Source organism: Microbulbifer mixtoriginis (SeqCode) (genome assembly GCF_052466695.1).
In genome coordinates, this window is the sequence record NZ_CP174285.1 from 3,378,459 (window position 1) to 3,401,438 (window position 22,980).

The 22,980-nt window shown below is 52.2% G+C and carries 23 protein-coding genes; 6 read left to right on the plus strand and 17 right to left on the minus strand.

Annotated elements, in window-relative coordinates; all coding sequences use genetic code 11:
- Nucleotides 1–22: 22 nt before the first annotated feature.
- Nucleotides 23–979, minus strand: a complete 957-nt coding sequence (locus ACJJI0_RS14630; RefSeq protein ID WP_444883161.1) for a metalloregulator ArsR/SmtB family transcription factor — start codon at nucleotides 977–979, stop codon at nucleotides 23–25.
- Between the two features lie 255 nt (nucleotides 980–1,234).
- Here ACJJI0_RS14630 and tkt point away from each other — a divergent pair, with 255 nt between their 5' ends.
- Both tkt and gap read left to right on the plus strand, forming a co-directional pair.
- Nucleotides 1,235–3,235 carry a transketolase gene (gene tkt, locus ACJJI0_RS14635; RefSeq protein ID WP_444883162.1) on the plus strand — a complete coding sequence of 667 codons (2,001 nt, stop codon included), beginning with the start codon at nucleotides 1,235–1,237 and terminating at the stop codon, nucleotides 3,233–3,235.
- Nucleotides 3,236–3,324: 89 nt separating this feature from the next.
- On the plus strand, nucleotides 3,325–4,335 hold the full coding sequence (gap, locus tag ACJJI0_RS14640) for a type I glyceraldehyde-3-phosphate dehydrogenase (protein WP_444883163.1): 1,011 nt from the start codon (nucleotides 3,325–3,327) through the stop codon (nucleotides 4,333–4,335).
- A 720-nt stretch (nucleotides 4,336–5,055) separates the two neighbouring features.
- Here the strand turns inward: gap and ACJJI0_RS14645 are convergent.
- Together ACJJI0_RS14645 and ACJJI0_RS14650 are read right to left on the minus strand one after the other, a co-directional pair.
- Complete coding sequence (locus ACJJI0_RS14645; protein ID WP_444883164.1) at nucleotides 5,056–7,059, minus strand: nuclear transport factor 2 family protein; 2,004 nt, start codon at nucleotides 7,057–7,059, stop codon at nucleotides 5,056–5,058.
- Between the two features lie 246 nt (nucleotides 7,060–7,305).
- Complete coding sequence (locus ACJJI0_RS14650) at nucleotides 7,306–8,442, minus strand: aminopeptidase (protein WP_444883165.1); 1,137 nt, start codon at nucleotides 8,440–8,442, stop codon at nucleotides 7,306–7,308.
- A gap of 77 nt (nucleotides 8,443–8,519) precedes the next feature.
- Here ACJJI0_RS14650 and ACJJI0_RS14655 point away from each other — a divergent pair, with 77 nt between their 5' ends.
- The gene (locus ACJJI0_RS14655) at nucleotides 8,520–8,753 is read left to right on the plus strand and encodes a hypothetical protein (RefSeq protein ID WP_152455765.1); all 234 of its coding nucleotides are present in this window, start codon (nucleotides 8,520–8,522) and stop codon (nucleotides 8,751–8,753) included.
- Between the two features lie 270 nt (nucleotides 8,754–9,023).
- A complete protein-coding gene (locus tag ACJJI0_RS14660) occupies nucleotides 9,024–9,218 on the plus strand; it encodes a DUF3149 domain-containing protein (RefSeq protein WP_252083824.1) in 195 nt (64 codons plus the stop codon).
- 383 nt (nucleotides 9,219–9,601) lie between these two features.
- Here the strand turns inward: ACJJI0_RS14660 and tatC are convergent, their stop codons facing one another.
- The 8 genes from tatC to ubiE form a co-directional block, all read right to left on the minus strand.
- Complete coding sequence (gene tatC / locus ACJJI0_RS14665) at nucleotides 9,602–10,357, minus strand: twin-arginine translocase subunit TatC (protein ID WP_444883166.1); 756 nt, start codon at nucleotides 10,355–10,357, stop codon at nucleotides 9,602–9,604.
- On the minus strand, nucleotides 10,354–10,902 hold the full coding sequence (tatB, locus tag ACJJI0_RS14670) for a Sec-independent protein translocase protein TatB (protein ID WP_444883167.1): 549 nt from the start codon (nucleotides 10,900–10,902) through the stop codon (nucleotides 10,354–10,356). Before tatB ends, tatC begins: the two co-directional genes overlap by 4 nt.
- A 29-nt stretch (nucleotides 10,903–10,931) precedes the next feature.
- On the minus strand, nucleotides 10,932–11,195 hold the full coding sequence (tatA, locus tag ACJJI0_RS14675; RefSeq protein WP_252083828.1) for a twin-arginine translocase TatA/TatE family subunit: 264 nt from the start codon (nucleotides 11,193–11,195) through the stop codon (nucleotides 10,932–10,934).
- Nucleotides 11,196–11,306: 111 nt separating this feature from the next.
- Entirely contained in the window at nucleotides 11,307–11,645 is a 339-nt protein-coding gene (locus tag ACJJI0_RS14680) for a phosphoribosyl-ATP diphosphatase (RefSeq protein ID WP_252083830.1), read from the minus strand.
- A gap of 8 nt (nucleotides 11,646–11,653) precedes the next feature.
- Nucleotides 11,654–12,067: a phosphoribosyl-AMP cyclohydrolase gene (gene hisI, locus ACJJI0_RS14685; protein WP_252083831.1), complete on the minus strand. Its 414-nt coding sequence runs from the start codon at nucleotides 12,065–12,067 to the stop codon at nucleotides 11,654–11,656.
- Nucleotides 12,068–12,122: 55 nt separating this feature from the next.
- Nucleotides 12,123–13,733 carry a ubiquinone biosynthesis regulatory protein kinase UbiB gene (ubiB, locus tag ACJJI0_RS14690; protein WP_444883168.1) on the minus strand — a complete coding sequence of 537 codons (1,611 nt, stop codon included), beginning with the start codon at nucleotides 13,731–13,733 and terminating at the stop codon, nucleotides 12,123–12,125.
- A gap of 2 nt (nucleotides 13,734–13,735) precedes the next feature.
- A complete protein-coding gene (locus ACJJI0_RS14695) occupies nucleotides 13,736–14,365 on the minus strand; it encodes a ubiquinone biosynthesis accessory factor UbiJ (RefSeq protein ID WP_444883169.1) in 630 nt (209 codons plus the stop codon).
- A gap of 53 nt (nucleotides 14,366–14,418) precedes the next feature.
- On the minus strand, nucleotides 14,419–15,168 hold the full coding sequence (ubiE, locus tag ACJJI0_RS14700; RefSeq protein ID WP_252083834.1) for a bifunctional demethylmenaquinone methyltransferase/2-methoxy-6-polyprenyl-1,4-benzoquinol methylase UbiE: 750 nt from the start codon (nucleotides 15,166–15,168) through the stop codon (nucleotides 14,419–14,421).
- Nucleotides 15,169–15,306: 138 nt separating this feature from the next.
- On the opposite strand from ubiE, the gene ACJJI0_RS14705 reads away from it, so the two are divergent.
- A complete protein-coding gene (locus ACJJI0_RS14705) occupies nucleotides 15,307–16,119 on the plus strand; it encodes a CHAD domain-containing protein (protein ID WP_444883170.1) in 813 nt (270 codons plus the stop codon).
- 86 nt (nucleotides 16,120–16,205) lie between these two features.
- Here ACJJI0_RS14705 and ACJJI0_RS14710 read toward each other — a convergent pair whose 3' ends face one another.
- The 5 genes from ACJJI0_RS14710 to hslV form a co-directional block, all read right to left on the minus strand.
- Nucleotides 16,206–17,837: an alkaline phosphatase gene (locus ACJJI0_RS14710; protein ID WP_444883171.1), complete on the minus strand. Its 1,632-nt coding sequence runs from the start codon at nucleotides 17,835–17,837 to the stop codon at nucleotides 16,206–16,208.
- 15 nt (nucleotides 17,838–17,852) lie between these two features.
- Nucleotides 17,853–19,394, minus strand: coding sequence for an alkaline phosphatase (locus ACJJI0_RS14715; protein ID WP_444883172.1), 1,542 nt, complete (start codon nucleotides 19,392–19,394; stop codon nucleotides 17,853–17,855).
- Between the two features lie 244 nt (nucleotides 19,395–19,638).
- Nucleotides 19,639–20,013, minus strand: coding sequence for a gamma-butyrobetaine hydroxylase family protein (locus tag ACJJI0_RS14720; RefSeq protein ID WP_444883173.1), 375 nt, complete (start codon nucleotides 20,011–20,013; stop codon nucleotides 19,639–19,641).
- A complete protein-coding gene (gene hslU, locus ACJJI0_RS14725; RefSeq protein ID WP_444883174.1) occupies nucleotides 20,014–21,330 on the minus strand; it encodes an ATP-dependent protease ATPase subunit HslU in 1,317 nt (438 codons plus the stop codon).
- A 76-nt stretch (nucleotides 21,331–21,406) separates the two neighbouring features.
- Entirely contained in the window at nucleotides 21,407–21,946 is a 540-nt protein-coding gene (hslV, locus tag ACJJI0_RS14730) for an ATP-dependent protease subunit HslV (RefSeq protein WP_252083840.1), read from the minus strand.
- 166 nt (nucleotides 21,947–22,112) lie between these two features.
- Between hslV and ACJJI0_RS14735 the strand changes: the two genes are divergently transcribed.
- A complete protein-coding gene (locus ACJJI0_RS14735; RefSeq protein ID WP_252083842.1) occupies nucleotides 22,113–22,361 on the plus strand; it encodes a DUF2798 domain-containing protein in 249 nt (82 codons plus the stop codon).
- A gap of 1 nt (nucleotide 22,362) precedes the next feature.
- On the opposite strand, the gene ACJJI0_RS14740 is transcribed toward ACJJI0_RS14735, so the two are convergent.
- Nucleotides 22,363–22,923 (minus strand): SPOR domain-containing protein, encoded by a 561-nt coding sequence (locus tag ACJJI0_RS14740; RefSeq protein WP_252083843.1) that lies wholly within the window; start codon nucleotides 22,921–22,923, stop codon nucleotides 22,363–22,365.
- Between the last annotated feature and the right edge of the window lie 57 nt (nucleotides 22,924–22,980).

Here is a 22,980-nt window from a genome sequence, read left to right on the forward strand (position 1 = left end):
GCCTGACAATCGACTGCAGTTGTCAGGGTTTTACAAATTCTCTGATCTGAATCTGAAAGCCATTGCGCAGCGCACTGTAGACACTGCGGCCGTCCCTTAAACCGGCAGTTTGTGCCCACTGGCTCAGCTGTTCGGGGGCAAATCCCAGCCATAGATCACCGCAGGCTTCCCGCGCCCAGTCCTGACCGTGCTCCTGTAGCTCTGCCACCAGCAACTGGCCGCCGCTTTTCAGTGCGCCTTGTAAGTCCTGGAAAATCTGTGCGGGGTCGGGGGTGTGGTGCAATACCATATTCACCACAATGCTGTCCGCACTGGCTGGACGTGCAGATGCAGCACGGGTGTCACCACAGACAAATTCGATATTGGCCAGGCCCTGCTCATCGGCGAATGCCTGCGCGCGCTCCAACATAGCCGAGGACAGATCCAGCGCAGTGACTGTGGCAAAACGCAGGGATAACTCCTGTAGGAACTCCCCCTCGCCGGGCCCCACTTCAAGGGCATGGCGGCCAGAGTTGAGCAGCTGTGCCACCTGCGGGCCATACACGCTGTAACTGGCGATCAACTCCTGCTGCTCGCGAAAGCGATTGCCGTAGTCCGCAAAGAAGCGACGCGAGGCTTCGGCGCGCTCCTCCGAGATACGCGCCACCGATTGAGCCCGCGCGTCTGATAACGACAACTGGTCCAGGTTCGCGAACAGCTGTGCGAGCAGCGGTGTGCTGCCTGTGCGCCGGTAAAAGAGGTTGTTGCCCTCGCGGCGCTTGCTCACCAACCCCGCTTGGGCAAGCACCTTAAGGTGGTGACTCAGGGCCGGTTGGCGCAGATCAAAAATTCGGCAGAGTTCCAGCACGCTGTAGGAGTCCTGGCTAAGCAGGCGCAAAATCTCCAGACGCAGGGGATCCCCCGCAGCTTTTAGGGTCGCCGCCAGTTGGGGAATTTCCGCGCCGGTGCCGGATTGAGAAATGGGCTGGATTTCAGACATGCGGACGAGTCTATCAGGCACACCACCCTATATCAAAGAACTTTGATATAGCTTCATAAAATTATTTTGATGTAGGTGCTTATGGCCACCATCTGCACATAAACCTGGGCAATTGTTGCTTCACTTAATAGCAATTTCCCTCCGCAAGCCTTTGCGTGAGACGCACCTTTACGGGAAAATACGCCCCCATTTTGTCGCTGCGGGAAGCGCCTGTAGAGCACCCCGCGGCCATCCGAAAATCAGAGAGTTCTTCCTATGTCTTCTACTCCCTCTCGCACAGACAAGGCCAATGCTATTCGCGCCCTGTCTATGGACGCCGTCCAGAAAGCCAACAGCGGCCACCCCGGTGCGCCTATGGGTATGGCGGATATCGCCGAAGTGCTGTGGAATGACTACCTGAAGCACAATCCAGCCAACCCCGAGTGGGCCGACCGCGACCGCTTTGTGCTCTCCAACGGCCACGGCTCCATGCTGCTGTACTCGCTGCTGCACCTGTCCGGTTACGACCTGCCGATCGAAGAGCTGAAAAATTTCCGCCAGATGCATTCCAAAACCCCGGGCCACCCGGAGTACGGTTATGCGCCGGGCGTAGAAACCACTACCGGCCCTCTCGGCCAGGGTATTACCAATGCCGTTGGTATGGCATTGGCTGAAAAAGTATTGGCAGCACAGTTCAACCGTCCGGGTTACGAGCTGGTCGACCACCACACCTATGTATTTATGGGTGACGGCTGTTTGATGGAAGGTGTTTCCCACGAGGCCTGCTCCCTGGCCGGCACCCTGGGCCTGGGCAAACTAATCGCCTTTTATGACGACAACGGCATTTCCATCGACGGAGAAGTAGAAGGCTGGTTTACCGACGACACGCCCAAGCGCTTTGAATCCTATGGCTGGCACGTAATCCCCAATGTGGATGGCCACGACGCCACCGCCATTAAAGCCGCCATCGAAGAGGCCCGCGCCAACAGCGATAAGCCAACCATTATTTGTTGTAAAACCGTGATCGGCTTCGGCTCCCCCAACAAGCAGGGCCGCGAAGAATGCCATGGCGCACCTCTGGGTGACGATGAAATCTCCCTGGTACGCGAAACCCTCGGCTGGGCCCACGCCCCCTTCGAAATCCCCGCGGAGATCTATGCCGACTGGGACGCCAAACCCAAAGGTGAAGCCCAGGAAGACGAGTGGAAAGACATTTTCGCCGACTACCGCGAAGAGTTCCCCGAGCTGGCTGCCGAATTCGAGCGCCGTATGCGCGGCGAACTGCCCGCAGACTTTTTTGCAAAGGCCGATGACTATATTCAGCAGTGCCAGGACGATGCGCAGAAAATCGCCTCGCGCAAGGCGAGCCAGAATGCACTGAACGCCTACGGTCCGCTGCTGCCTGAATTCCTCGGTGGTTCCGCCGACCTGGCCGGCTCCAACCTCACCATCTGGTCCGGCTCCAAGGGCGTCAGCGCAGAAGATGCCTCCGGCAACTACGTCTACTACGGCGTGCGTGAGTTCGGCATGAGCGCCATGATGAACGGCATCGCCCTGCACGGCGGTTTCGTCCCCTATGGCGCCACTTTCCTGATGTTTATGGAATACGCTCGCAACGCCGTGCGCATGGCCGCACTGATGAAGCAGCGCGTGATCTTTGTCTACACCCACGACTCCATTGGCCTTGGTGAAGATGGACCCACTCATCAGCCGGTTGAGCAGCTGAGTGCTTTGCGCTCTACCCCCAATCTACACACCTGGCGCCCCTGCGATGCCACCGAATCCGCAGTGAGCTGGAAAATGGCTATCGCACGTAAAAATGGCCCCAGCACCCTGGTGTTCAGCCGTCAGGGCCTGGCGCCGCAACCGCGCAATGCCGCACAGCTGGCCCAGGTAGAGAAGGGCGGCTATGTACTGTCCGACTGCGACGGCACCCCGGAAGCGATCATTATCGCCACCGGCTCTGAGGTGGAACTGGCCATGGCCGCCCAAGAGAAGCTCGCGGGCAAGAAGGTGCGTGTGGTTTCCATGCCCTGCGCCGAGGCCTTTATGGAGCAGGACGAGTCCTACCGCGAATCGGTACTGCCCTCCGCCGTGCGCGCACGCGTGGCCGTAGAGGCCAGCCACCAGGATTACTGGTATAAGTTTGTCGGCTTTGACGGCGCCATTATCGGCATGAGCAGCTTCGGTGAGTCCGCCCCCGGCGGCGAGCTGATGCACCACTTTGGTTTCACCGTGGAAAATGTGGTGGAAACCATCGAGAAAGTGCTGAACTAATTTCAGCACTCTAGCCGGGCGCCCCTTGCACACAATATCGCGAGGGGCGTCTCGGCTACGCCTTCAATTCCTATCCGGCATGTACCGCTATGACCACCCGACTCGCCATTAATGGCTATGGCCGTATCGGCCGCTCCGTTCTGCGCGCTCTGTACGAATCCGGCGCCCGCGATACCCTACAGATTGTCGCCATCAACGAGCTGGCAGACTGCGCTACCATCGGCCACCTTACCAAGTACGATTCGGTACACGGTCGCTTCGCCGGTGATGTCTCAGTGAAAAATGACACACTAACAGTTAATGGCGATTCCATTGCAGTTACGCATTTCGAGCGTTTGGAAGACCTGAATTGGCGCGAAGAAAATATCGATATCGTGCTTGAATGCACCGGTAGTTTTAAAGAGCGGCGCTGTGCCGAACTGCACCTGGCCGCAGGGGCAAAGAAAGTTTTATTCTCCCAGCCCGCCAGTCGCGATGTGGATGCCACCATTGTTTATGGGGTTAACGATCACACCCTGAACGGCAATGAAACTATTATTTCTGCCGCCTCCTGCACCACCAATTGCAGCGTGCCGGTAATCGCAGCGCTCGACAAGGCGTTTGGTATAGAAGCGGGCGTGCTGACCACCATCCACTCCGCCATGAACGATCAGCCGGTAAGCGATGCCTATCACCACACCGATTTAAGAAAAACACGCTCCGCCGTTACCTCAATTATTCCCGTCGACACCGCACTCGCCCGCGGCATCGAGCGCATATTGCCGCACTTATTTGGAAAGTTCGAAGCCCAGGCTATGCGCGTACCCACGGTCAATGTCTCCGCTATTGATCTATCGGTTCAATTGCAAAAAGACGTAAGTCAAAGTGAGATCAACGCTTTACTAAAATCCACAGCTGCGACCGAGTTTAAAGGCGTACTCGGCTTCACCGAAGAACCCCTCGCCTCCTGCGACTTTAATCACGACCCGCGCTCGGGAATTATTGATGCCAGTCAAACACGGGTTGCCGGCGGAAAATTAGTAAAGATATTGATTTGGTTTGATAATGAGTGGGGGTTTGCGAATCGGATGTTGGATGTGGCAAGCAAGTTGGGAAAATAATAGAGTGAAAAACACTCTATTATTTTTCATTTGGCGTCTATTCATATATTTTGGTTTCAAAGCATAATTATTATACTCTTACACTGAAAATAGATCACTTCTTCACCTTATTATAAGTACAACTGTATATCTCTCGTACCAGTTATAACTTAACCGGCTTCAGTCGACAGAATGCAAATTGACAAATCTCAACCTTCATACTGTAAATGTCAGGGCCCTTTAGGGAAGACTTTTGAGAGAAGCTGTTTGAGCATGTAAAAATTAAATCTATAGCACTTATAAATCTGCTCACAGAGTGTTCTTGTAACTCAACAATAACCCTATGTGTCTATTTAAATTACTCTTCACTTTCAATCGACTCCTCTTCTTTAGAGTCAAATCATAGATTTCCTAATATTTTTTGTCGGTCATTATTATAAAGTGTGGTTAAACTTAAGGTTTTGGCACTTTAGAATTTAACCATAAGGCTATCTTCTGGTCCAAGATTTCGCCGCAATTTTTAGCTAACCGCCATTCAGCCTCTCTCCAGAAAGTCTACAGTTACAGCCAGACAACAGCCATTTTTTAGCTTATAGAGTTAGTATCGTACCTTTCTCACCTGACTGGTAGTAACCTGTCGATATTTTCACCTGGTAAGGAGAGGCGCTGAAACCAGCAACTGACCTCTCTCTTTCCTAATAACACTTACTATCGAAAATTAAAGCTTATAGAAAATATAAGCTATTGATAAGGAATATTGATTGGTCTTTCAGATAATTTTTTCACTACCGAGTGGTAGATTAAAGTTGATTCCAAATTAAGCCTACCACCATTCGAATCACTTGGAACATTTTCCCCTTCAGTATTAGAAAAAAACTGAAAGTTACTTTTAACATGAAGAGTTTGGTCGTCGACAACACTGAATATTTCCCAATTACGTACCAGATGTAGCTGACAATCAGAATTCATAGGTGGATTCCAAGACAATGGGTCACAATCTTTATATGATTGATCAGAGTACTGCCTAATTTCTATATTATTTTTACTATTAAGTTTCCACAGTCCATGACGAATACTAATCTCATCATCCTCTAGGCTTCCACTTAAATCTGAGTCGTAAGCACTTATCATCATTACAGCCCCATCAGTTTTTAATTCAACCCAATAGTGATCCAGCGGCCACCAGAAACTGTATTTTGGATCTGTCAACTGGTAAAGACCTGAAATCTCTGTCTCTTCCCAACCCTTTAAATTCTGAACGAAACTCGTGTAAAATCTTGCTGTTTTTTTTCCTTCAAAGTCCTCAAGTACAAATACCCAGTCTAGATCTTTGTATTCATAATTTAAAAAACAATAAATTAACTTAACTCCATTTGGCATTTCCACCACGATTTTGTCATCATAATCTAAATACCAAACTCCAGATCTCTCAAACTCAAGCAATTCACCACTTTCATTAATTTCTGGGAAGGTAATATCAACAATACCACCACTTTCATAACTTCCATGAAAGCGCATATCTAAGACTTTTACGGTATATTTTGAAGTTATTTCAACTATAGGATTAATAATTTCACTTGGTGTAGTCACTATAGGAAGGCTATACAACTTCCCTAACTCAATTTTATCAGATACAGGAAGCATTCCAGATGATCGAAGTGCAATTGCCAAATCTGTTCTATCTCCAAATACTGAATTCTTATATTCTTCATTTTGAGAATGCTCATACTCCTGCGCATCGATAACAATCAAGTCGTGATTTGAGCCTTCAGAAAGCCAATTTATTTTATTAATTTTATAGTGTGTTTCTTCGTAGGATGAATCAAATTCATTGTAATTAGAACTTATTACTAGATCTGCTCCATCTATAATAATAGCGTTATTAGTTTGCACCCAAGTAATATCTACGCTATCCACTAAACTATTAATTTCACCTGTGCCATCATCCCTTAGAATTAATCTTACCCCCTTTGAAGGTAGATAATATGAATCAGCGATAAAAGAAAATTTAGATGGTGAGGAAGCGAGAATCCCTTCCTCCCTAACAATTTCCTTTTTTGTTTCCACAAATAGATCAAAAACACTATCTGTGACTTTAGCAACATAAAGAGATATTTCGTTATAATTTGTGGCTAATTCATAAATATCAATGAATTTCTCAGGTAGGCCAAGACCATTTTCAACTAAATAAGGTGAATCATTAATTAACATCTTTAAAGATGTGGCAATAGCAAATACTACAGAGGCATCTATCTTGTGATAAGCCAACTCATATTGAGATTGAGATATAACTGGGCCATCATTTGTAGTTTCTATAACTGCTGAGAGAGCAGTTGAAAGAGAGGTAATATTTACATCAAGTAATTCAGTACGTACTAGAACTCCGTCTTCACCAGATTTCTCTAGCAAAGTTCTTACAGAGCCAAGTAGACTCACAAGTCTTATACTACTTTCGGCAGGAAAAATGGCTTCAGCTCTTACAAAGCTATCAATCTGAGATTCAGGGATATCTATATCGATAGAGTAATTCCCTAACGCATCTACCTCTCCATAAAATTCAGTATCAGCTACCTGTAACCTCACCTCAGCATGGGTAAAGCTCGTAGTTTCCACATATCCTTCAATCGTCAAGCTAACCGTTTTCTCGGGAAGCTCATTATTCTTGTCTTTATCATCGCTGCTACAAGCTGATAGAAGTAACAAGCAACCAATTATTAGAAAATTGGATAAGAATTTAGGGTACATCATTCTACTCATTCATACTGGATGGAATTCTGAGGGACGGGACTATAAAGAAACAAGCAGAGCCAGGCCAGAAAAATTAAGATATGAAATTTTGAAATTACACTAACTAGCTGTCACACAATGCAAATAAATGTCTGAACATGGCTTGTTGATAATGATAGGATCAGGTTTGATCCTTCTTATGGTTAGAAAAAATTCCCAATAAAAATCCTTTGTCAAGAAAGGGGCGTCTACGAGATTTTTATATTAATTACGTAAAATGCAACTCATTTCATCTAGCCCTCCTTGCTTTATCTCTGAGTTTGACTGGCGATATTCATCCCCCAACTGGCGTAAACGTTCTTCGCGATTAACTTTACCTAAATCTCCCAACCTTTGCGCAGCATTATAAAAAGCCTCCCAACTACCACTATCCAAATAAAGCTGCTTAAAGGCAGGCACCTGGGATTCATATTCGGCGGCTAGAGCCAGGGTGGCATTATTCGTTTTTTCTATGTAGCTCTGGTAGCGAGTTGGATTGGGCCAGTTTGCAGATAGCTTTCTATAGCATTGACGTAATCGAAATAAAACACGGGCTTTTTGTTCGCGCTTTAAATCATCTGGCTGTGAAGATTGATAGACTGTTTGTAATTGGCTGCGTGCGGCTGCCATCAATTGACGCACAGACAAGGTTTCTGCGCGGGCTTGATCTGCGGAGCTGACCAGGCCCTGACTGCTGAGCCAGCCGGGTAGGGCAATTTCTGAGACGGCGGTGGCAAAGCTCTCGTTGAACTGGGTATCACCGGAGATATAAACCCTTCTATGGGCCAGCTCATGAAATAAAAGACCGGCTAGGCGTTCCTGAGGCCAATTAACAAAACTGGATAATATTGGGTCGTTAAACCAACCGAGGGTGCTGTAAGCGGGCACCGCGCCCAGATATACATCATAGCCCTGTCCACGCAGTTGATTCGCTTTTGCCTCTGCCGCAGACTTGCGAAAATAACCTCGGTAGCTGGCGCAGCCGGCGATAGGGTAACACCAGCGCTTAGGCTCAAGGGAAAACTCTGGCGCTGCCAGGACATTCCAAATCGGGTAGGTGTCATCTAACTGTACATAAGCGTTATAGGCATCACCTACCGGCAGTTGCAAAACTTCAGCTGCATAGGCACGAATCTGCAATACCAGTTGTAGCTGCTGTTGTAATTGCTCACTGGTACCCGGTTCATTAATGACTTTTTCTATCGGCTGACGCCCAGACAAAATACGCCACTGGCCGGAAGCTGCTTGGGCATAATACCCGACGGTTTCACAGCCCGCCAAATACAGTGGGATGATAAGCAGCCATAAGCGCAAATTAAGCCATTTTTTTGGCAGGCCCGTGATAAGCAATCTGCTATACACTTCCTTTCCTATTGTCATTTTAATGTGATCTTGCCAGGGCCTTTTCTTTCCCTTCAATAGCCTCTAAGGGTTATAGCATGATGCCAGTTAGCGCGGTTCTGACAGTATTTGCCCTGGCTTTTGCCGCCATTGCATGGCTGCGATTAGTGAAAGTGTGCTTTGACGACAGCACTATAGCCGGATTCCTCGCTCTTTTTATACCTCCCTTGGCACTTATGCTGCTTCTCCCTCGCTGGCGCCAGGAGCAGGAGTTATATCTTTTATGGGGCGCAGCACTTGCCTGCCTGCTATTAAGTTTTGTGCTGCATTGATGAAAAAATTCCCTATGCTCTAAAGCGCATATATGAACCTAGCTAACTCTATCAGGTAAAATACTGGTCAGTCGCAGTACTGCACCTTCTCCTTTAGGAAAAGTAGCCCCCTAAGAACACCTGCACTTGGTATCCGCTTATATACGCCCAGCCAGAGACCTCCGATCCTTCTCTTCTCCAGTAACTCAAGCCCAGTTGATTTAGGTCAAGAGGTTTGTAGCACTACTCCATACACTGCATAACTGAAGCATTGGCGTACTGGAGAGAAAGATGGATGCCTTAATTGATCTATTTACCAGCTTTTCCGGCTTGCTCAGTCTGGCCGTAATCGGGTTTATATTCCTGATGGCATTCTATTTTTATCGACTGGTTAGCAACAATGTGGAAAAAGCAGTAGCGGAGCAGGAAAAGAAAGAGCGCGCTGCAGCCACCCGTGTCAATAAAACGGCGGCTGCATCTCGCTAATACCTGGGGTCTCAGGGTAGTACCATTGCCGCAAGTTTTTTGCGGCGCAGGCGGTTATTTTAAGAAACAGGAGTTTCGGATCTTAATCGCTAATTTCCTCAGCTGACCGTTTGGTTTTTGTTGCGATGGGGGCTTGCCAGTAGTGGCGCAAAAACCAATATCGTTCGGCTTTTTATTGCATGGAACGCAGACTGTCTATCCACAACCAGCTCTGTTTGAGAGCACGGCGTTGGATTTTGGTTAGGGCAGGTAAAACAACAGGGCGACTGCCCCGGCTGCGAAAGCAGTCGGGGCATTTTATTGCGCAAGCAAAATGTTGATTTGAAAAACTACTTCGAGCCGTTTAACTGATGGCGGAAATGTAATTTTTAAAAATCCGCAAATCAAGACTGCTCGGCTTGCTCTTTCGACCGGCGCGATGTAATCCAGCGACCAAACAAGATTCCCACCTCAAACAGCAACCACATGGGTACGGCCAGTAGGGATTGGGAGATAACATCCGGTGGGGTGAGCAACATACCGATTAGGAAGCAGCCCACAATCACATAGGGACGTTTACTCCCCAGGGTTTTGGCATCCACTGCGCCACTCCAAATCAATAACACCGTGGCGATAGGGATCTCGAAAGCGAAGCCGAAGGCAAAAAATAACTTCAATACCAAATCCAGATAGCTGCGCATATCCGGCATAACTTTGATATCTGCGTGGGCCGAGCCAACAAAGAAATCAAATAAAATAGGAAACACTACAAAATAGGCAAAGGCCACACCGGCGTAAAACAAAAATACGCTGGTGACCAAGATTGGAATCGCAATACGTTTTTCATTTTTATAAAGACCGGGAGCTATAAAAGCCCAGGCCTGATAGAGCACAAAGGGAATGGCGATGAAAAACGATACAATAAAGGTGGTCTTAAATGGCGTAAGAAAGGTGGAGGTCACCTCTGTGGCAATCATGCCTGCATCGCCGACCAAACGTTCCTGTAGCGGATTGGCAATAAAGTTGTAGATATCCGCGGCAAAGGGTACCAGGCAGGCGAACAAAACCACTACAACCAGTAACGTGCGCAGCAGCCGATCCCGCAGCTCGATCAAGTGATCGATAAAGGGCTGATGGCTGTCTTGTGATTGATCGCTCATGGTTGCTTGTCTTTTTCCTGTTGCGATTCTTTTTCTAGGTCTTTAGGCGTATTTTCCGGGTGCTCCGGATTCAGTTCGGGATCACCTAAATCGTGCCAGTGCTCCGGGTATTCCGGGTCCTGCAACTCTTCAACGGTTTCATCCTGCTCCGGTAAATAGTCTTCTTTTTCCGCGCGCGGATGTTCGGGCTCCTGGGGCACTTTGGCTGGAGCTTTTTCCTTAAGTTTGGCCGACTCGCTGGGCTGTGGCTCCTCCTGCTGCTGCAGGGATTCATTCACCTCGCGGTTAGCCTCACTAAAGGTACGCTCCATTTCCCGGCGACTCTCCTCGATCTCCTTGAGGATGCGCTCATTGTGCAGTTCTCGGCGGATATCGTCGGCACCGACTTCCCGTTCCAGTTCCTCACGCGCACCTTGCAAGGTTCGCTTCAGGCCAGACCACCAGCGCGCTGTCGTGCGGATGGCATCGGGCAGGCGCTCCGGGCCCACCACAAGCAGTGCCACTACCGCGACCAGTAGTAGTTCAAAAAAGCCAATATCAAACACGGGGCATTACTCGCGTTAACAGTGCCGAATTATTTGTCCTGGGACTGCTTGTCTTTTTCTTTCGAGGTGCTGCCCTGTTGCGGCTTTTCTTCCTCATCGTGCTGAAGACGCTCAGGGTCTTTGTCTTTATCTTTGTCCTCATCTTTATCATCGTCCTTCACCGCTTTGCGGAAGCCTTTCAGTGCACCGCCCAGATCACCACCGAGGTTTTTCAAGCGCTTGGTTCCGAAAAGCAGCAGGACAATGACCAAGATAATCAACAGCTGCCAGATGCTAATTCCACCGAATCCCATAATTGTCTCCATGTCATTTAATACGGCAGCCGATTTGCATTGCCATTGGCCACCATGGGTAAAACCACAAATTATCAGAGGACTGTTACGCCAGTCCTTCCAACTGAATTCTTATCCCTCTTTACTGCGGGATGCCTTTTCCTCCAGGCCAGAGAGGCCAAAGCGTCGACCCAGTTCACGCACTACATCCTGGGAGTCCGCTCCCAGGTGCGAAAGCATCACTAATGAGTGAAACCAGAGATCCGCCGTCTCGGCGATCATATCCCGGTTGTCGCCACTGGCCTGCGCATCTTTGGCGGCGAGAATTGTTTCGGTGGCTTCCTCGCCCACCTTTTCCAGTATTTTGTTGAGCCCCTTCCTATGCAGGCTAGCCACATAGGATTTATCGGCATCCTCTGCGCACTTGCGGCTCTCTAGTACCGCATCGAGTTGTTGCAGCAGATCACTCATTTCCGGGCTCACTTGTAGATGGCTTTGGGGTCTTGCAATACCGGTTGGCTAACGCGCCATTCACCGTCCTGCAAGAGATTGTAAAAACAGCTACTACGGCCCGTATGGCAAGCAATTCCGCCCTCTTGCTCAACCATTAACAGCACGGTGTCACCGTCACAGTCGAGGCGAATCTCGCGTATTTTCTGTAGGAAGCCGGATGACTCCCCTTTGCGCCACAGGCCCTTGCGCGAACGCGACCAGTAGACCGCATAGCCCTCGCTAGCGGTCAGTGCCAGAGACTCGCGATTCATCCACGCCATCATCAGCACGCGACCGCTTTTAAAATCCTGGGCAATGGCGGGTACCAGGCCATCGCTGTTCCAGCTGACCTGATCAATAAAGCCGCTTGTTGGCACAGCTTGGGTCAATGTCTCTTCCATCAGAATTCCAAGTGTAGGCCGGCGCGACGCCGGCAAAATACTGCCGCCAGTGTCATTAGGGCCAGAGCAGTAAAATCAGGGCTGCGATGCCCAATACCCAACCAGAGGGTGGCAACTGCTCCAGCCACTGCGGCCGGCTTAAGGCCAGGGCACCTGCCGCGAGCAGTACACCGCCGAGCCGACGCAAATACTGCCAGCGCCCACGGCGCTGACTGCTCGCCAGTTTTTCACCGATATTTTCCAGTTGTGGCGCCAATTCCCGCGACTGCTCAAGGGCTGAATAGACCAATTGCGGCATCTGTGGAAACTTCTCCAGCCACTCGGGACCGTAGCGCTTGATTTCACCCACCAGTGTTTTGGGGTGGATGCGTTCACGCATCCAACGCTCCAAAAATGGATGAGCAGTCTTCCACAGATCCAATTCCGGATAAAGCTGGCGTCCCAAACCCTCGATATTCAACAGGGTCTTCTGCAATAACACCAACTGTGGCTGCACCGCCATATCGAAGCGTCGCGCAGTCTGGAACAGGCTGATCAATACCCGCGCAAAGGAAATCTCCCCCAGCGGTTTCTCAAAGATCGGCTCGCACACGGCGCGGATTGCCGCCTCGAAGGCGTTTACAGGGGTATCCGCACGAACCCAGCCACTCTGTACGTGCAGCTCCGCCACCATGCGGTAATCGCGCCGGAACATGGCGAGCAGGTTGCGCGCCAGGTAGTACTGATCTTCTCGCGACAAGCTGCCGACAATGGCGGTGTCGATGGCGATATACTGCGGACGCTGCGGGTGTTCCCGGGAGACAAAAATATTGCCCGGGTGCATATCCGCGTGGAAAAAGTTGTATTCAAAAACCTGCTTGAAGAAGATCTCCACGCCGCGCTCGGCCAACAGCGGCATATTGGTATCCTGCTCGCGCAGCTGCGCTAAATCAGTGACAGGAATACCATTGATACGCTCCAGCACCAGCACGTTTTCGCGGGTGTAATCCCAGTAAACTTGGGGGATATATAGCAGTGGGGAATCAGTGAAATTACGCCGCAACTGGGTGCCGTTGGCCGCCTCGCGGGTTAAATCCAACTCGCCCTCGATGGTATGACGGTAGTCTTCCACCACTTCCACCGGGCGCAGACGGCGGCCCTCTGGCACGAAGCGTTCGATAGCCCGGGCAATCACCCGCAACAGGCGCAAATCTTCCTGAATCACTTCGCCGATGCCCGGGCGCAACACCTTGACCACGACTGACTCGCCGCTGTTAAGCACGGCGGCGTGAACCTGTGCCACCGAAGCTGCCGCTAGGGGCTCGTGCTCAAAGCTGGCAAAGACTTCATCGACACTAGCGCCAAGGGCTTCCTCAATCAATGCGCGACACTGATCACTGGGGAAGGGCGGTACTTTGTCCTGTAGGTAGTCGAGCTGCTCAACCACATCTGGCGGCAACAAATCCGGGCGAGTGGAGAGCAGCTGACCGAATTTAACGAAGATCGGTCCCAGCTCTTCCAGGGCGCGGCGTAGTCGCTCGCCGCGCTCCATCTTTGGTTGCGGCAACAGTTTGAGTGGAGCCAGTAATCCGCGCAGCCACAGGGGGCGGCGTTCGGCCGGTAATAACAGATCTAAGCGATGGCGCAGGAAAACCCGCGCGATAGTAAAAGTACGGGATATAGGCAAGACTACTCGGCCTCCCCGCGGGAAAACTGTTCCTGCAGCAGGCGCACCCGCGCCTCCAGGCGCTCGGTGGCCAGGGACAACTCGGCGAGGTCATCCGCGAAAGCTTCAAATTGTGCCTGTGGTGGCGTCAACTGCCATTCCTCACTGATCGTCTCTGCGGCCGCAACCGGCGCGCGACTAAGGCTGGCACTTAACCAGCTACTAGCACTGCGCAGCACATTGCCGATGGAGTGGGCGGGAATATCTCCAAACACTTGCGCAAGTGGCGCCTCCCAATCGATATCCAGATCGCTCATGATCCACTGCAACTCCGCCAGTAGGGCACTGGAGCCGCTGATAGAAACGCCCAGTGCCGCAGGCGTGGCATCGGGGTCCTTTAGTAATCGCACCAGGGAAATAGCCGAGCCGCTGATGGTGGTCGTTACATCTCCCTCCCAGTGCTGGCGCACGCGCACCTGATCGCCCTCAATACATAGGCAGCATTGCAACTTTGGAGCCGTCAGGTCGAGCGCCATGGTTTTGCCGTCCAACTCCTGCAGGCGTGCTCGGGTCGCGGGATCGTATTGCAAGGCAGTATTAATAGCGGTTTCCAGCGCGGCGTCAAAACCCGCGCGATAGGTGGGATCGCTCATGGTGGTTATTGGCCTCGTGCCATCACTTGGGGGTCAATCACGACGGGCACCTCTCAGGGCTTGATACCACGGTGCAACGCCACAATGCCACCGGTCATATTGTGAAATTCACAATCGACAAATCCAGCATCCACCATCATCTGCTTGAGCGTTTCCTGATCCGGATGCATGCGGATGCTCTCCGCCAAGTAGCGGTAACTCTCCGCGTCGTTGGCCACCAATTTCCCCATAAATGGCAGCAGGCGGAACGAGTAGTGATCGTAGACTTTTTCCAGCAGTTTCGATTCCGGCTTGGAGAACTCCAGTACCAGTAAGCGCCCACCGGGTTTCAGTACCCGCAACATGGAGCGCAGCGCCAAGTCTTTATCGGTGACATTGCGCAGACCAAAAGCGATGGTAATACAGTCGAAGGTGTTGTCCGGAAAGGGAAGGTACTGGGCGTCCGCCTGTACCGGCACTACGTTGCCGGCAATGCCACGATCGAGCAGGCGGTCGCGGCCGACCCTAAGCATCGATTCATTAATATCTGCCAACACCACCTGACCGCTGGCGCCCACAATACGCGAGAAACGCGCGGTGAGATCACCGGTGCCCCCGGCGATATCCAGAATTTTCTGTCCCGGCCGCGCACCGGACAATTCGATGGTGAAACGCTTCCAGAGGCGGTGAATACCCCCGGACATCAAGTCGTTCATTACGTCGTAACGCGCCGCCACTGAGTGGAACACTTCCGCCACACGACCGGCCTTTTCCTCCACCGGGACCTCTTGGTAGCCGAAGTGGGTGGTCTTGCGATCCTTCATGCTGTGCTGCCTGCTGAGCCAAATTCAGTGCGCCATTGTACATCGACCAAGCCGGCGGAACAGTGCCCATGATTCGCCCAGTGGCAACTCACTAAAATTAAATCACACTAGAGAAAATACTGAGTCCAGGGCCAATTCATGGATTACCGACTCGACAGCGACATGCCCGCTGCACTGAGTCTGCGCACTGCGGCTCACGCAGAAATACGCGCCGCCTGTGATAATGCCCGGCTTCTGCCAGGTGAACATGCCATTCATGAGCTACGTAAACACTGCAAGAAACTGCGTGCTCTACTGCGACTGATTTTTCCGAAAGAAAATTCACTCTTCCAACTCGAGAACGATCGCTACCGGAAATTAGCGCGATCCCTATCGGCGAGCCGCGATCTTGTCTCCATGCGCACCGCGCTCCTTACCCTAGCTCCCCCCAACCACTTTGAAAAAATGCATAGAGTGCTGCACCAATTACAGCGGTCGCTGCGAGATGAGGAGAGCCTTATTCGGGTCGAAGGGTTACTGCATGAGGCACAAAAGAGTATTGAGTGTTGGCCCCTGCAAAATATTGATTGGAGAGATATCGACGTAGGATATTTACGCGGCTACCAGCGCACGCACAAAACCTGGCTAGAAACACGCGAAGGAGACAGCGCCCATAAACTGCATCAATTGCGTAAAAGGGTAAAAGATCACTGGTACCACTGTCGCCTACTCAGAGAGAAACACCCCCAATCTATTGCGCTGCGCTGTGAACCGCTCAAACAACTCGCACAAATACTAGGGGACTGGCGTGATCTATACCTACTGTGTCGCTTTGCCATCACTGTGGGAGAGCCATTAGGGGAAGAGTTAATCAAGTTATTGGAGATGGGGGACTGGCACAAGATGCGACTGCGCAGGAAAATAGAAGACGGTTGCGCCATTTTCTTTGCCCACAAAACACTTGTGATCTAAGTGATGCTGGCACAGAGGGCGCTGAAACTACTCACCAAAAAACTAAAAAGGCGCAGGAGGGTTTCCCGCGCCTTAAACTCGCCAACTTATTTGGCGCTCTGCTCCAGCAGGCCGCCGGCGCGGGCCATCACATGGAACAGATAGTTCTGCTCATTGGTACCGCTTACTAGGTGCGCACCGGGTCCTCGGGCCCAGACACCTACATCTTCACCGCCGTGGGTCTCCCCGGAAAGAGGAACAAGAACTTCCTGGTGGAAACCAGGAGCGGTGGTGTCCACATCGGTAAGATCCTGACGCCCTTGAACAATATCGTCATAGTAGCGGTCATCAGCATCGGTATTGTCGCCGTAATGTGCAAAACCGCGACCATTGGCATAGTTCAGGGTTGTGTAAGGCAAGCCGGTTTTATCCAGCTTGGGCATCTCTTCAGCCACACCGGTCTTGTCATTTTTAACTACCTTACCGAGGATTGGGTTGCCACGGGTAGTCCCACCGGCAATGGTCATCACGTGACTGTGATCCGCGGTAACAACGATTAGAGTATCCTCGGCACTGGTGTTCTCTAGGGCTACCTGCACGGCTTTGGCAAACTCTTCCGCATCGCTGAGGGCATTGTAGGCATTGTTGGCGTGATGACCGTGGTCGATACGACCGGACTCCACCATCAGGAAGTAACCCTTGTCGTTTTGCTGCAGCATCTCGATGCCCTTGGCAGTCATCTCACTCAGGGAAGGCTCGCCGCCAACATCGTTGCCACGATCGGCCTCATAGCGCATATGAGAGGAGTTAAATAATGCCAATAGCTTATCGGTGTTAGTCACATCCAGCTGGTCAAACCCGGCTTTGTCTTCCATGTAGTGCGCGGTGGTTACGCCATCGTTGTAACGAGTTTTCCACGCTTCAATCAAATTGCGCCCATCGGTGCGCTTACCAGTCTTGCCTTCCGCATCGGTGAAGTCCGCTGGCAGGAAGTTGCGGCGGCCGCCGCCCATTACCACGTCGATACCATCGCCGGCTTCCAATTCAACCAGGTGGGTGGCGATATCGCGACAGCCATCCGGAGCAGTGTATTCCCACTCACGCTCAGGCACCTTGGCATAGGTGGCTGCGGGCGTGGCGTGGGTGATACGCGCGGTGCTGATGATACCGGTGCTCTTACCCAGTTCCTCGGCCAGTTCCAGGGAGGTGGTCAGGGGACGTTCGAGGCTGGCAGCGCAGTCACCGCGGGCGACATCTTCAGCCACACTCAGAATACCCGCCTTGGTTTTCACACCGGTAACCAGAGCGGTCATGGTGCCAGCGGAATCCGGGGTCTGCTGGTTGGTGTTGTAAGTTTTTACCAAACCGGCAAAGGGCATTTTTTCGAAGCTCAGCTGGTATTCCTCGCCGTCTAGGCCTAGTTTTTGGCCGGCGAAGATGCGCGCGGCGGTGACAGTGGAGATACCCATGCCATCGCCCACAAACAGAATAATGTTTTTTGCGGCACCCGGCGTATTGTTGATTTTCTCTGCGCTCGCCGCAGCTACCGCTTTCTGGCCATCTTCGAACCAGCTGCTTTCACTTTGGGTTGAGGAAAGGCCTAAATAATTCTGCTGCTGCGGTGTTTCAGTAGCATCCGGCACTTCGGCAACATTGTTGGAGCTGGAGTTATCGTCGCTACAGGCACTGGCCAGTACGGCAACGGAAAAGGCCAGCAGGGTCTTTTTAAACTGTTTCATGGTCAATACCCCCAATTATTCTTCTGACAGCGACAGGTCGGTCGCGGCAGTCATTATGTGGAAAACCGCGTTCTGTTCCAGATGTCCCTGCACTTTTTCGGCACCGGCGCCGATCGCGTGCAGACTAATATCCTCACCGCCGTGGCTTTCGCCCCCCAGGGCAACCAGGGACTCCTGATGGAAACCCGGTTTTTCGGTATTTATCTCTGTCAAATCATGACGACCGGCGGCGATATCATAGTTATCGCGCTTGTCCGCATCGGTGTTTTCACCTGAATCCACATAGGCGAAGCCGCGCCCATTGGTGTAAGTCAGGGTAGTGTAAGGCTTATTGTCCTCGGCCAGGGAGACGGCCTGATTTGGCGCACCGCTGTCATCGTTGCCGATCACCTTGCCCAGAATAGGGTTACCTCTGGTGGGATAGCCCGCCATATTCATTACGTGGCTGTGGTCAGCAGTCACCAGGATCAGGGTTTCTTCCAGATTCACTTTTTGTAGTGCTGCCTTGACCGCGTCAGATAACTCGATCGCTTCATTCAGTGCGTTATAGGCATTGCCGGAATGGTGAGCGTGATCGACTCGGCCGGATTCCACCATCAGGAAGAAGCCGTCTTCATCTTTTTGCAGCATATCGATAGCGGTAGTGGTCATCTCGACGATGCTGGGCTCTTCGCTGTTCTTGGCGATGCGGTCGGCATCGTAGCTCATGTGATCTTCGGTAAAGAGACCCAACAGCTTATCCGTTTTGGCGATATCCACTGCCGACAATTCAAAACTATTTTCGACGTAAACCGCATTCTGCTCACCGTCATAGCGCAGCAGCCATTCACCCGTTAGGTTGCGCTCGTCCTCACGCAGGCCACCCTCGGCCACCGGTGTAAAGTAGTTGCGGCCACCACCGAGCATAACTTCCATGCCATCGCCGATATTCATTTCTACCATTTGTGTAGCGATATCGGTACAGCCCTCATCGGCCGCGTGTTCCCACTTGCGGCTGGCGCTGTGGGCATAAGTGGCTGCCGGAGTAGCGTGGGTGAGGCGTGCGGTAGAAACAATGCCGGTAGCCTTACCGCGGCTTTCCATCATCTCAAGAAAGCTGTTCAAACCCAGCTCCTTACTCGCAGCACAGTCAGCCACCAGGCCCTTGCCATCCACATTGATCATACCAGCGCGAGTTTTCACCCCGGTCATCATCGCGGTCATGGTGCCGGCGGAGTCGGGGGTCTGCTGGTTAGTGTTGTAGGTTTTGATCAGGGCACTGTGAGGGAAATCCTCAAAAGAAAGACTGTTCTCTTCACCGGGTTCACCGCGACGCTGGCCCTCGAAGATACGGGCTGCGGTCTGGGTGGAAATCCCCATGCCATCGCCAACAAATAGGATGACGTTTTTGGCAGTTTTGGCTTCACGGGTAAGAGAAACGCGTTCTTCCAGGCGATCGGACGCCTCGGTAAACCATTCACTCTTAGTTTGGTAATCGGGCAGGCTCGCGGCGGAAACCGCGGAAGCGAGAGGAATCAAACAAAAGGCGCTGAGTGCGCGGGCAAGTTTTTTTGCCACGGTGGGCCTCCGGAACTCGTGAATTTGGCGAGCATTAGAGTCCGGAAATATGACAAAAGAATTACGCGCCGATTAACATCTCGTTTTCTTTGTCATAAAGATTTGTACGCTTGTTACAACTGCAAAAAGGCATCCACATAATTGTTACAGTATTGTGAAATAATGCTGGAAATTATAGTTTTTCCTCGCTTTTTAATACTTTGGGAGGGAAGGAAAGTGCGCCACTGAAGGGCGCACTTGGCAGCTAACCGATAAATTTCACCACACTTTCATCCGGGTCGCGCCCCTTGCCCGCCGCGCGCAAGCGCTCCAGGTAGGCCTCCCAATTGACGGTGTATTTTTCGGCCAGTTCACGCAGATATTCCCAGGTGTAAATGCCGGTGTCATGGCCGTCATCAAAATCGATTTTCAGACCGTAACGACCGGCGGCTTCGACCCTGTCGATACCCACATGGATTTTTCCATCCACCAGCAGTGCGGGGCTATTGCCATGGCCGCGCACCTCGGCGCTGGGGGAGTAGACACGCAGATACTCTGCCGGCAGGCTGAACTCGCCATCGGCAAACAGCAACTGCAGAGTTTTCTCTGCGCGATTTAATCGTATTTTTTGCGGTTTCATTTACAGGATAAAACGCGAAAGGTCCTCGTTTTGGCTCAGCTCACCCAGGTGACTGTCCACATAAGTCGCATCCACTTTGAGAGACTTGTCGCCGTCGCCGGCATCGAAGGAAACCTCCTCCAGCAGGCGCTCCAGCACCGTATGCAAACGGCGTGCACCGATATTCTCTGTGCGTTCATTCACTTCGTAAGCCACTTCAGCGATACGGCGAATGCCGTCTTCGGTGAATTGCAGTTCCAGACCCTCTGTCGCCAGCAAAGCCTTCTGCTGTTCGGTCAGAGACGCGGAGGGTTCGGTGAGAATACGCTCAAAGTCAGCGGAAGTCAGCGAGCTCAGCTCCACGCGAATCGGCATACGCCCCTGCAGCTCGGGAATCAGGTCCGAGGGCTTGGACAGGTGGAAGGCACCGGAGGCGATAAACAGAATATGGTCTGTCTTGATCATGCCGTACTTGGTGTTGACGGTGCTGCCCTCGATCAGCGGCAACAGGTCGCGCTGCACCCCTTCACGGGAGACATCGGCACCGCCGCTCTCCTGGCGCTTGGCCACCTTGTCGATCTCATCGATAAAAACGATACCGTTTTGTTCGGCAGCGCGAATCGCACGGGTTTTGATATCTTCATCGTTCACCAGCTTGGCGGCTTCCTCATCGGTAAGCTGTTTCAACGCCTGCTTGACTGGCAGCTTGCGCTTGCGCGTCTTGCCCTGGGACATATTCGAGAACATGCCCTGCAGCTGGTTGGTCATTTCCTCCATCCCAGGAGGGGCCATAATCTCCACACCCATAGGCGCGGCGGCCATATCAATTTCCACTTCCTTACTGTCCAAGTCGCCCTCGCGCAGCTTCTTGCGGAACAGCTGGCGGGTGCTGGAATCCTTGTCGTTGGGCTCAGCCGAACGCGCAGGTGGCAGCAGAGCGTCGAGAATGCGTTCCTCGGCTGCATCCATAGCGCGCTGTTGCACGCCGGCCATGGCCAGTTCGCGCTCCTGCTTCACTGCCATCTCGACAAGATCACGCACGATAGATTCTACATCGCGGCCAACATAGCCCACTTCGGTGAACTTAGTCGCTTCAACCTTAATGAAAGGCGCATTGGCAAGCTTTGCCAGACGGCGTGCGATTTCGGTTTTACCCACACCGGTGGGGCCGATCATCAGGATATTCTTCGGGGTGATTTCGGCACGGAGATCCTCGCTCACCTGCATACGACGCCAGCGGTTGCGCAGCGCAATCGCTACCGCGCGTTTGGCATCCTGCTGGCCAACGATGTGGCGATCGAGTTCATGGACGATTTCACGGGGGGTCATCTGGGACATACAAATTCCTGCAAAACGGTTGTGCGGGCCAGGTTGCAGCCCGCTGGACTCAGGTGCTTCTTCTGAGTGCGCCCGGTCAGTAAGTCAATTCTTCGATAGTGTTGTTGTGGTTGGTGTAGACGCAGATATCACCGGCAATTTTCAAGCCCTGCTCAACGATGGAGCGCGCATCCATATCGGTATTGTCGAGCAGCGCGCGCGCCGCCGACTGGGCAAAGGGGCCGCCGGAACCGATAGCAATCAGGTCATCTTCCGGCTGAATCACATCGCCGTTGCCGGTCACAATCAAACTAGCGCTGTCATCTGCCACCGCTAATAGAGCTTCCAGGCGACGCAGTGCGCGGTCTGTGCGCCAGTCTTTGGCCAGCTCCACCGCAGCGCGGGTCAACTGGCCACCGTGAGCTTCCAGCTTGGCTTCAAAACGCTCAAACAGGGTGAAGGCATCGGCGGTGCCACCGGCAAAACCAGCGATAACCTTATCTTTGTAAAGTCGGCGCACCTTGCGGGCATTGCCTTTCATAATGGTGTTGCCCAGAGACACCTGGCCGTCGCCGCCAATCACAACTTTGCCGTTGCGGCGACAGGATAAAATGGTGGTTCCGCGATACTGTTCCAATGGAGACCTCTCGGATTACGCGTGTACTGTGGCTGTGCAAGGCCTGCTGCCTTACACGCCGGGAAAATTAGTCAGATTAGATAAGTGAGGACGGGACGCACCGATTTCAATAAGAGAAGGGCCAATTGCTATACTGAGAACCCGTCATCCATTGCGGATTCGCCTCTTGGCTCTGCTTCCCTCCCGCTACTTCAAGCCGCTTTTCACCCTGGTTATGACCTGCGTGATGTCGGGAGTAATCTCTGGGGCGATCACCTACTCCCACCAGGGATTCAGCGAAGGATTTCTGCCGATATGGGGCCGGGCCTGGTTACTGGCCTGGATAATTTCACTGGGATTGCCGCCACTGATCAGACCGGTAATAAAAAGTCTGCTGGGCAAACTGGCGGCGCCAGACGAGGAATCCAGCGGTTGATTTAATTTGCAGGTCGCTTCAATACCAGCGGCATCAGGCGATGTTCTGCCAGAACCTGGCGGGCTTTGGCCATGCGCGAGCGGTTGTCGAAGGGTCCAACCAAGACCCGATGCCAAGTGCCGCGGCTATCACTGGCAGACTCCACTTTGACATCCAGATTGGCCAGGGTGAGCTGGGCGCGCAGGCGCTCGGCTTCCGCCGCCTCGCGGAAAGAGGCGGCCTGCAAGATATAAACCTGCGCTTTGACCTTGTCAGCAGCCCCTTGTTTATTGGAGGAAGACTCCCCACGAATGGCGGGCTTGGCCACCTTGGGTGGCGGTACCGAAACTTCGTTTTCCTTAAGCATGGTATAGAAATCAAAGCGCGGTTCGGACGGCGCCTGCGCCGTCGGTTTGGTTGCCGGAGCTCTGTCACCAGCGGCACCTTTGCCATTGCCGGCCACACCGAACTGCAGCAGCAAAAACACCGCAAAGCCACCCACGGCATTGCCCAGTACAAACCACACCCATGCTGGTTTGCCCGAGGCACTTTTGCTGCGGCGTTTCGTGTTGCGACGGCTCATGGTGGAATTCTTCCCTGGATAGTCTACTCAGCGGGCAAATTGTACCGCCAATTTACA

Coding starts and splice junctions, on each gene's coding strand:
- hslU (WP_444883174.1), bottom strand. CDS start 21,330: ATGTCCCAGATGACCCCCCGTGAAATCGTCCATGAACTCGATCGCCAC.
- ACJJI0_RS14740 (WP_252083843.1), bottom strand. CDS start 22,923: ATGAGCCGTCGCAACACGAAACGCCGCAGCAAAAGTGCCTCGGGCAAA.
- hisI (WP_252083831.1), bottom strand. CDS start 12,067: ATGGAAGAGACATTGACCCAAGCTGTGCCAACAAGCGGCTTTATTGAT.
- ACJJI0_RS14695 (WP_444883169.1), bottom strand. CDS start 14,365: ATGAGCGATCCCACCTATCGCGCGGGTTTTGACGCCGCGCTGGAAACC.
- ACJJI0_RS14645 (WP_444883164.1), bottom strand. CDS start 7,059: ATGTACCCTAAATTCTTATCCAATTTTCTAATAATTGGTTGCTTGTTA.
- ACJJI0_RS14660 (WP_252083824.1), top strand. CDS start 9,024: ATGGATGCCTTAATTGATCTATTTACCAGCTTTTCCGGCTTGCTCAGT.
- gap (WP_444883163.1), top strand. CDS start 3,325: ATGACCACCCGACTCGCCATTAATGGCTATGGCCGTATCGGCCGCTCC.
- ACJJI0_RS14720 (WP_444883173.1), bottom strand. CDS start 20,013: ATGAAACCGCAAAAAATACGATTAAATCGCGCAGAGAAAACTCTGCAG.
- ubiE (WP_252083834.1), bottom strand. CDS start 15,168: ATGAAGGATCGCAAGACCACCCACTTCGGCTACCAAGAGGTCCCGGTG.
- ACJJI0_RS14705 (WP_444883170.1), top strand. CDS start 15,307: ATGGATTACCGACTCGACAGCGACATGCCCGCTGCACTGAGTCTGCGC.
- tkt (WP_444883162.1), top strand. CDS start 1,235: ATGTCTTCTACTCCCTCTCGCACAGACAAGGCCAATGCTATTCGCGCC.
- ACJJI0_RS14630 (WP_444883161.1), bottom strand. CDS start 979: ATGTCTGAAATCCAGCCCATTTCTCAATCCGGCACCGGCGCGGAAATT.
- tatA (WP_252083828.1), bottom strand. CDS start 11,195: ATGGGATTCGGTGGAATTAGCATCTGGCAGCTGTTGATTATCTTGGTC.
- ACJJI0_RS14655 (WP_152455765.1), top strand. CDS start 8,520: ATGATGCCAGTTAGCGCGGTTCTGACAGTATTTGCCCTGGCTTTTGCC.
- ACJJI0_RS14710 (WP_444883171.1), bottom strand. CDS start 17,837: ATGAAACAGTTTAAAAAGACCCTGCTGGCCTTTTCCGTTGCCGTACTG.
- tatC (WP_444883166.1), bottom strand. CDS start 10,357: ATGAGCGATCAATCACAAGACAGCCATCAGCCCTTTATCGATCACTTG.
- ACJJI0_RS14680 (WP_252083830.1), bottom strand. CDS start 11,645: ATGAGTGATCTGCTGCAACAACTCGATGCGGTACTAGAGAGCCGCAAG.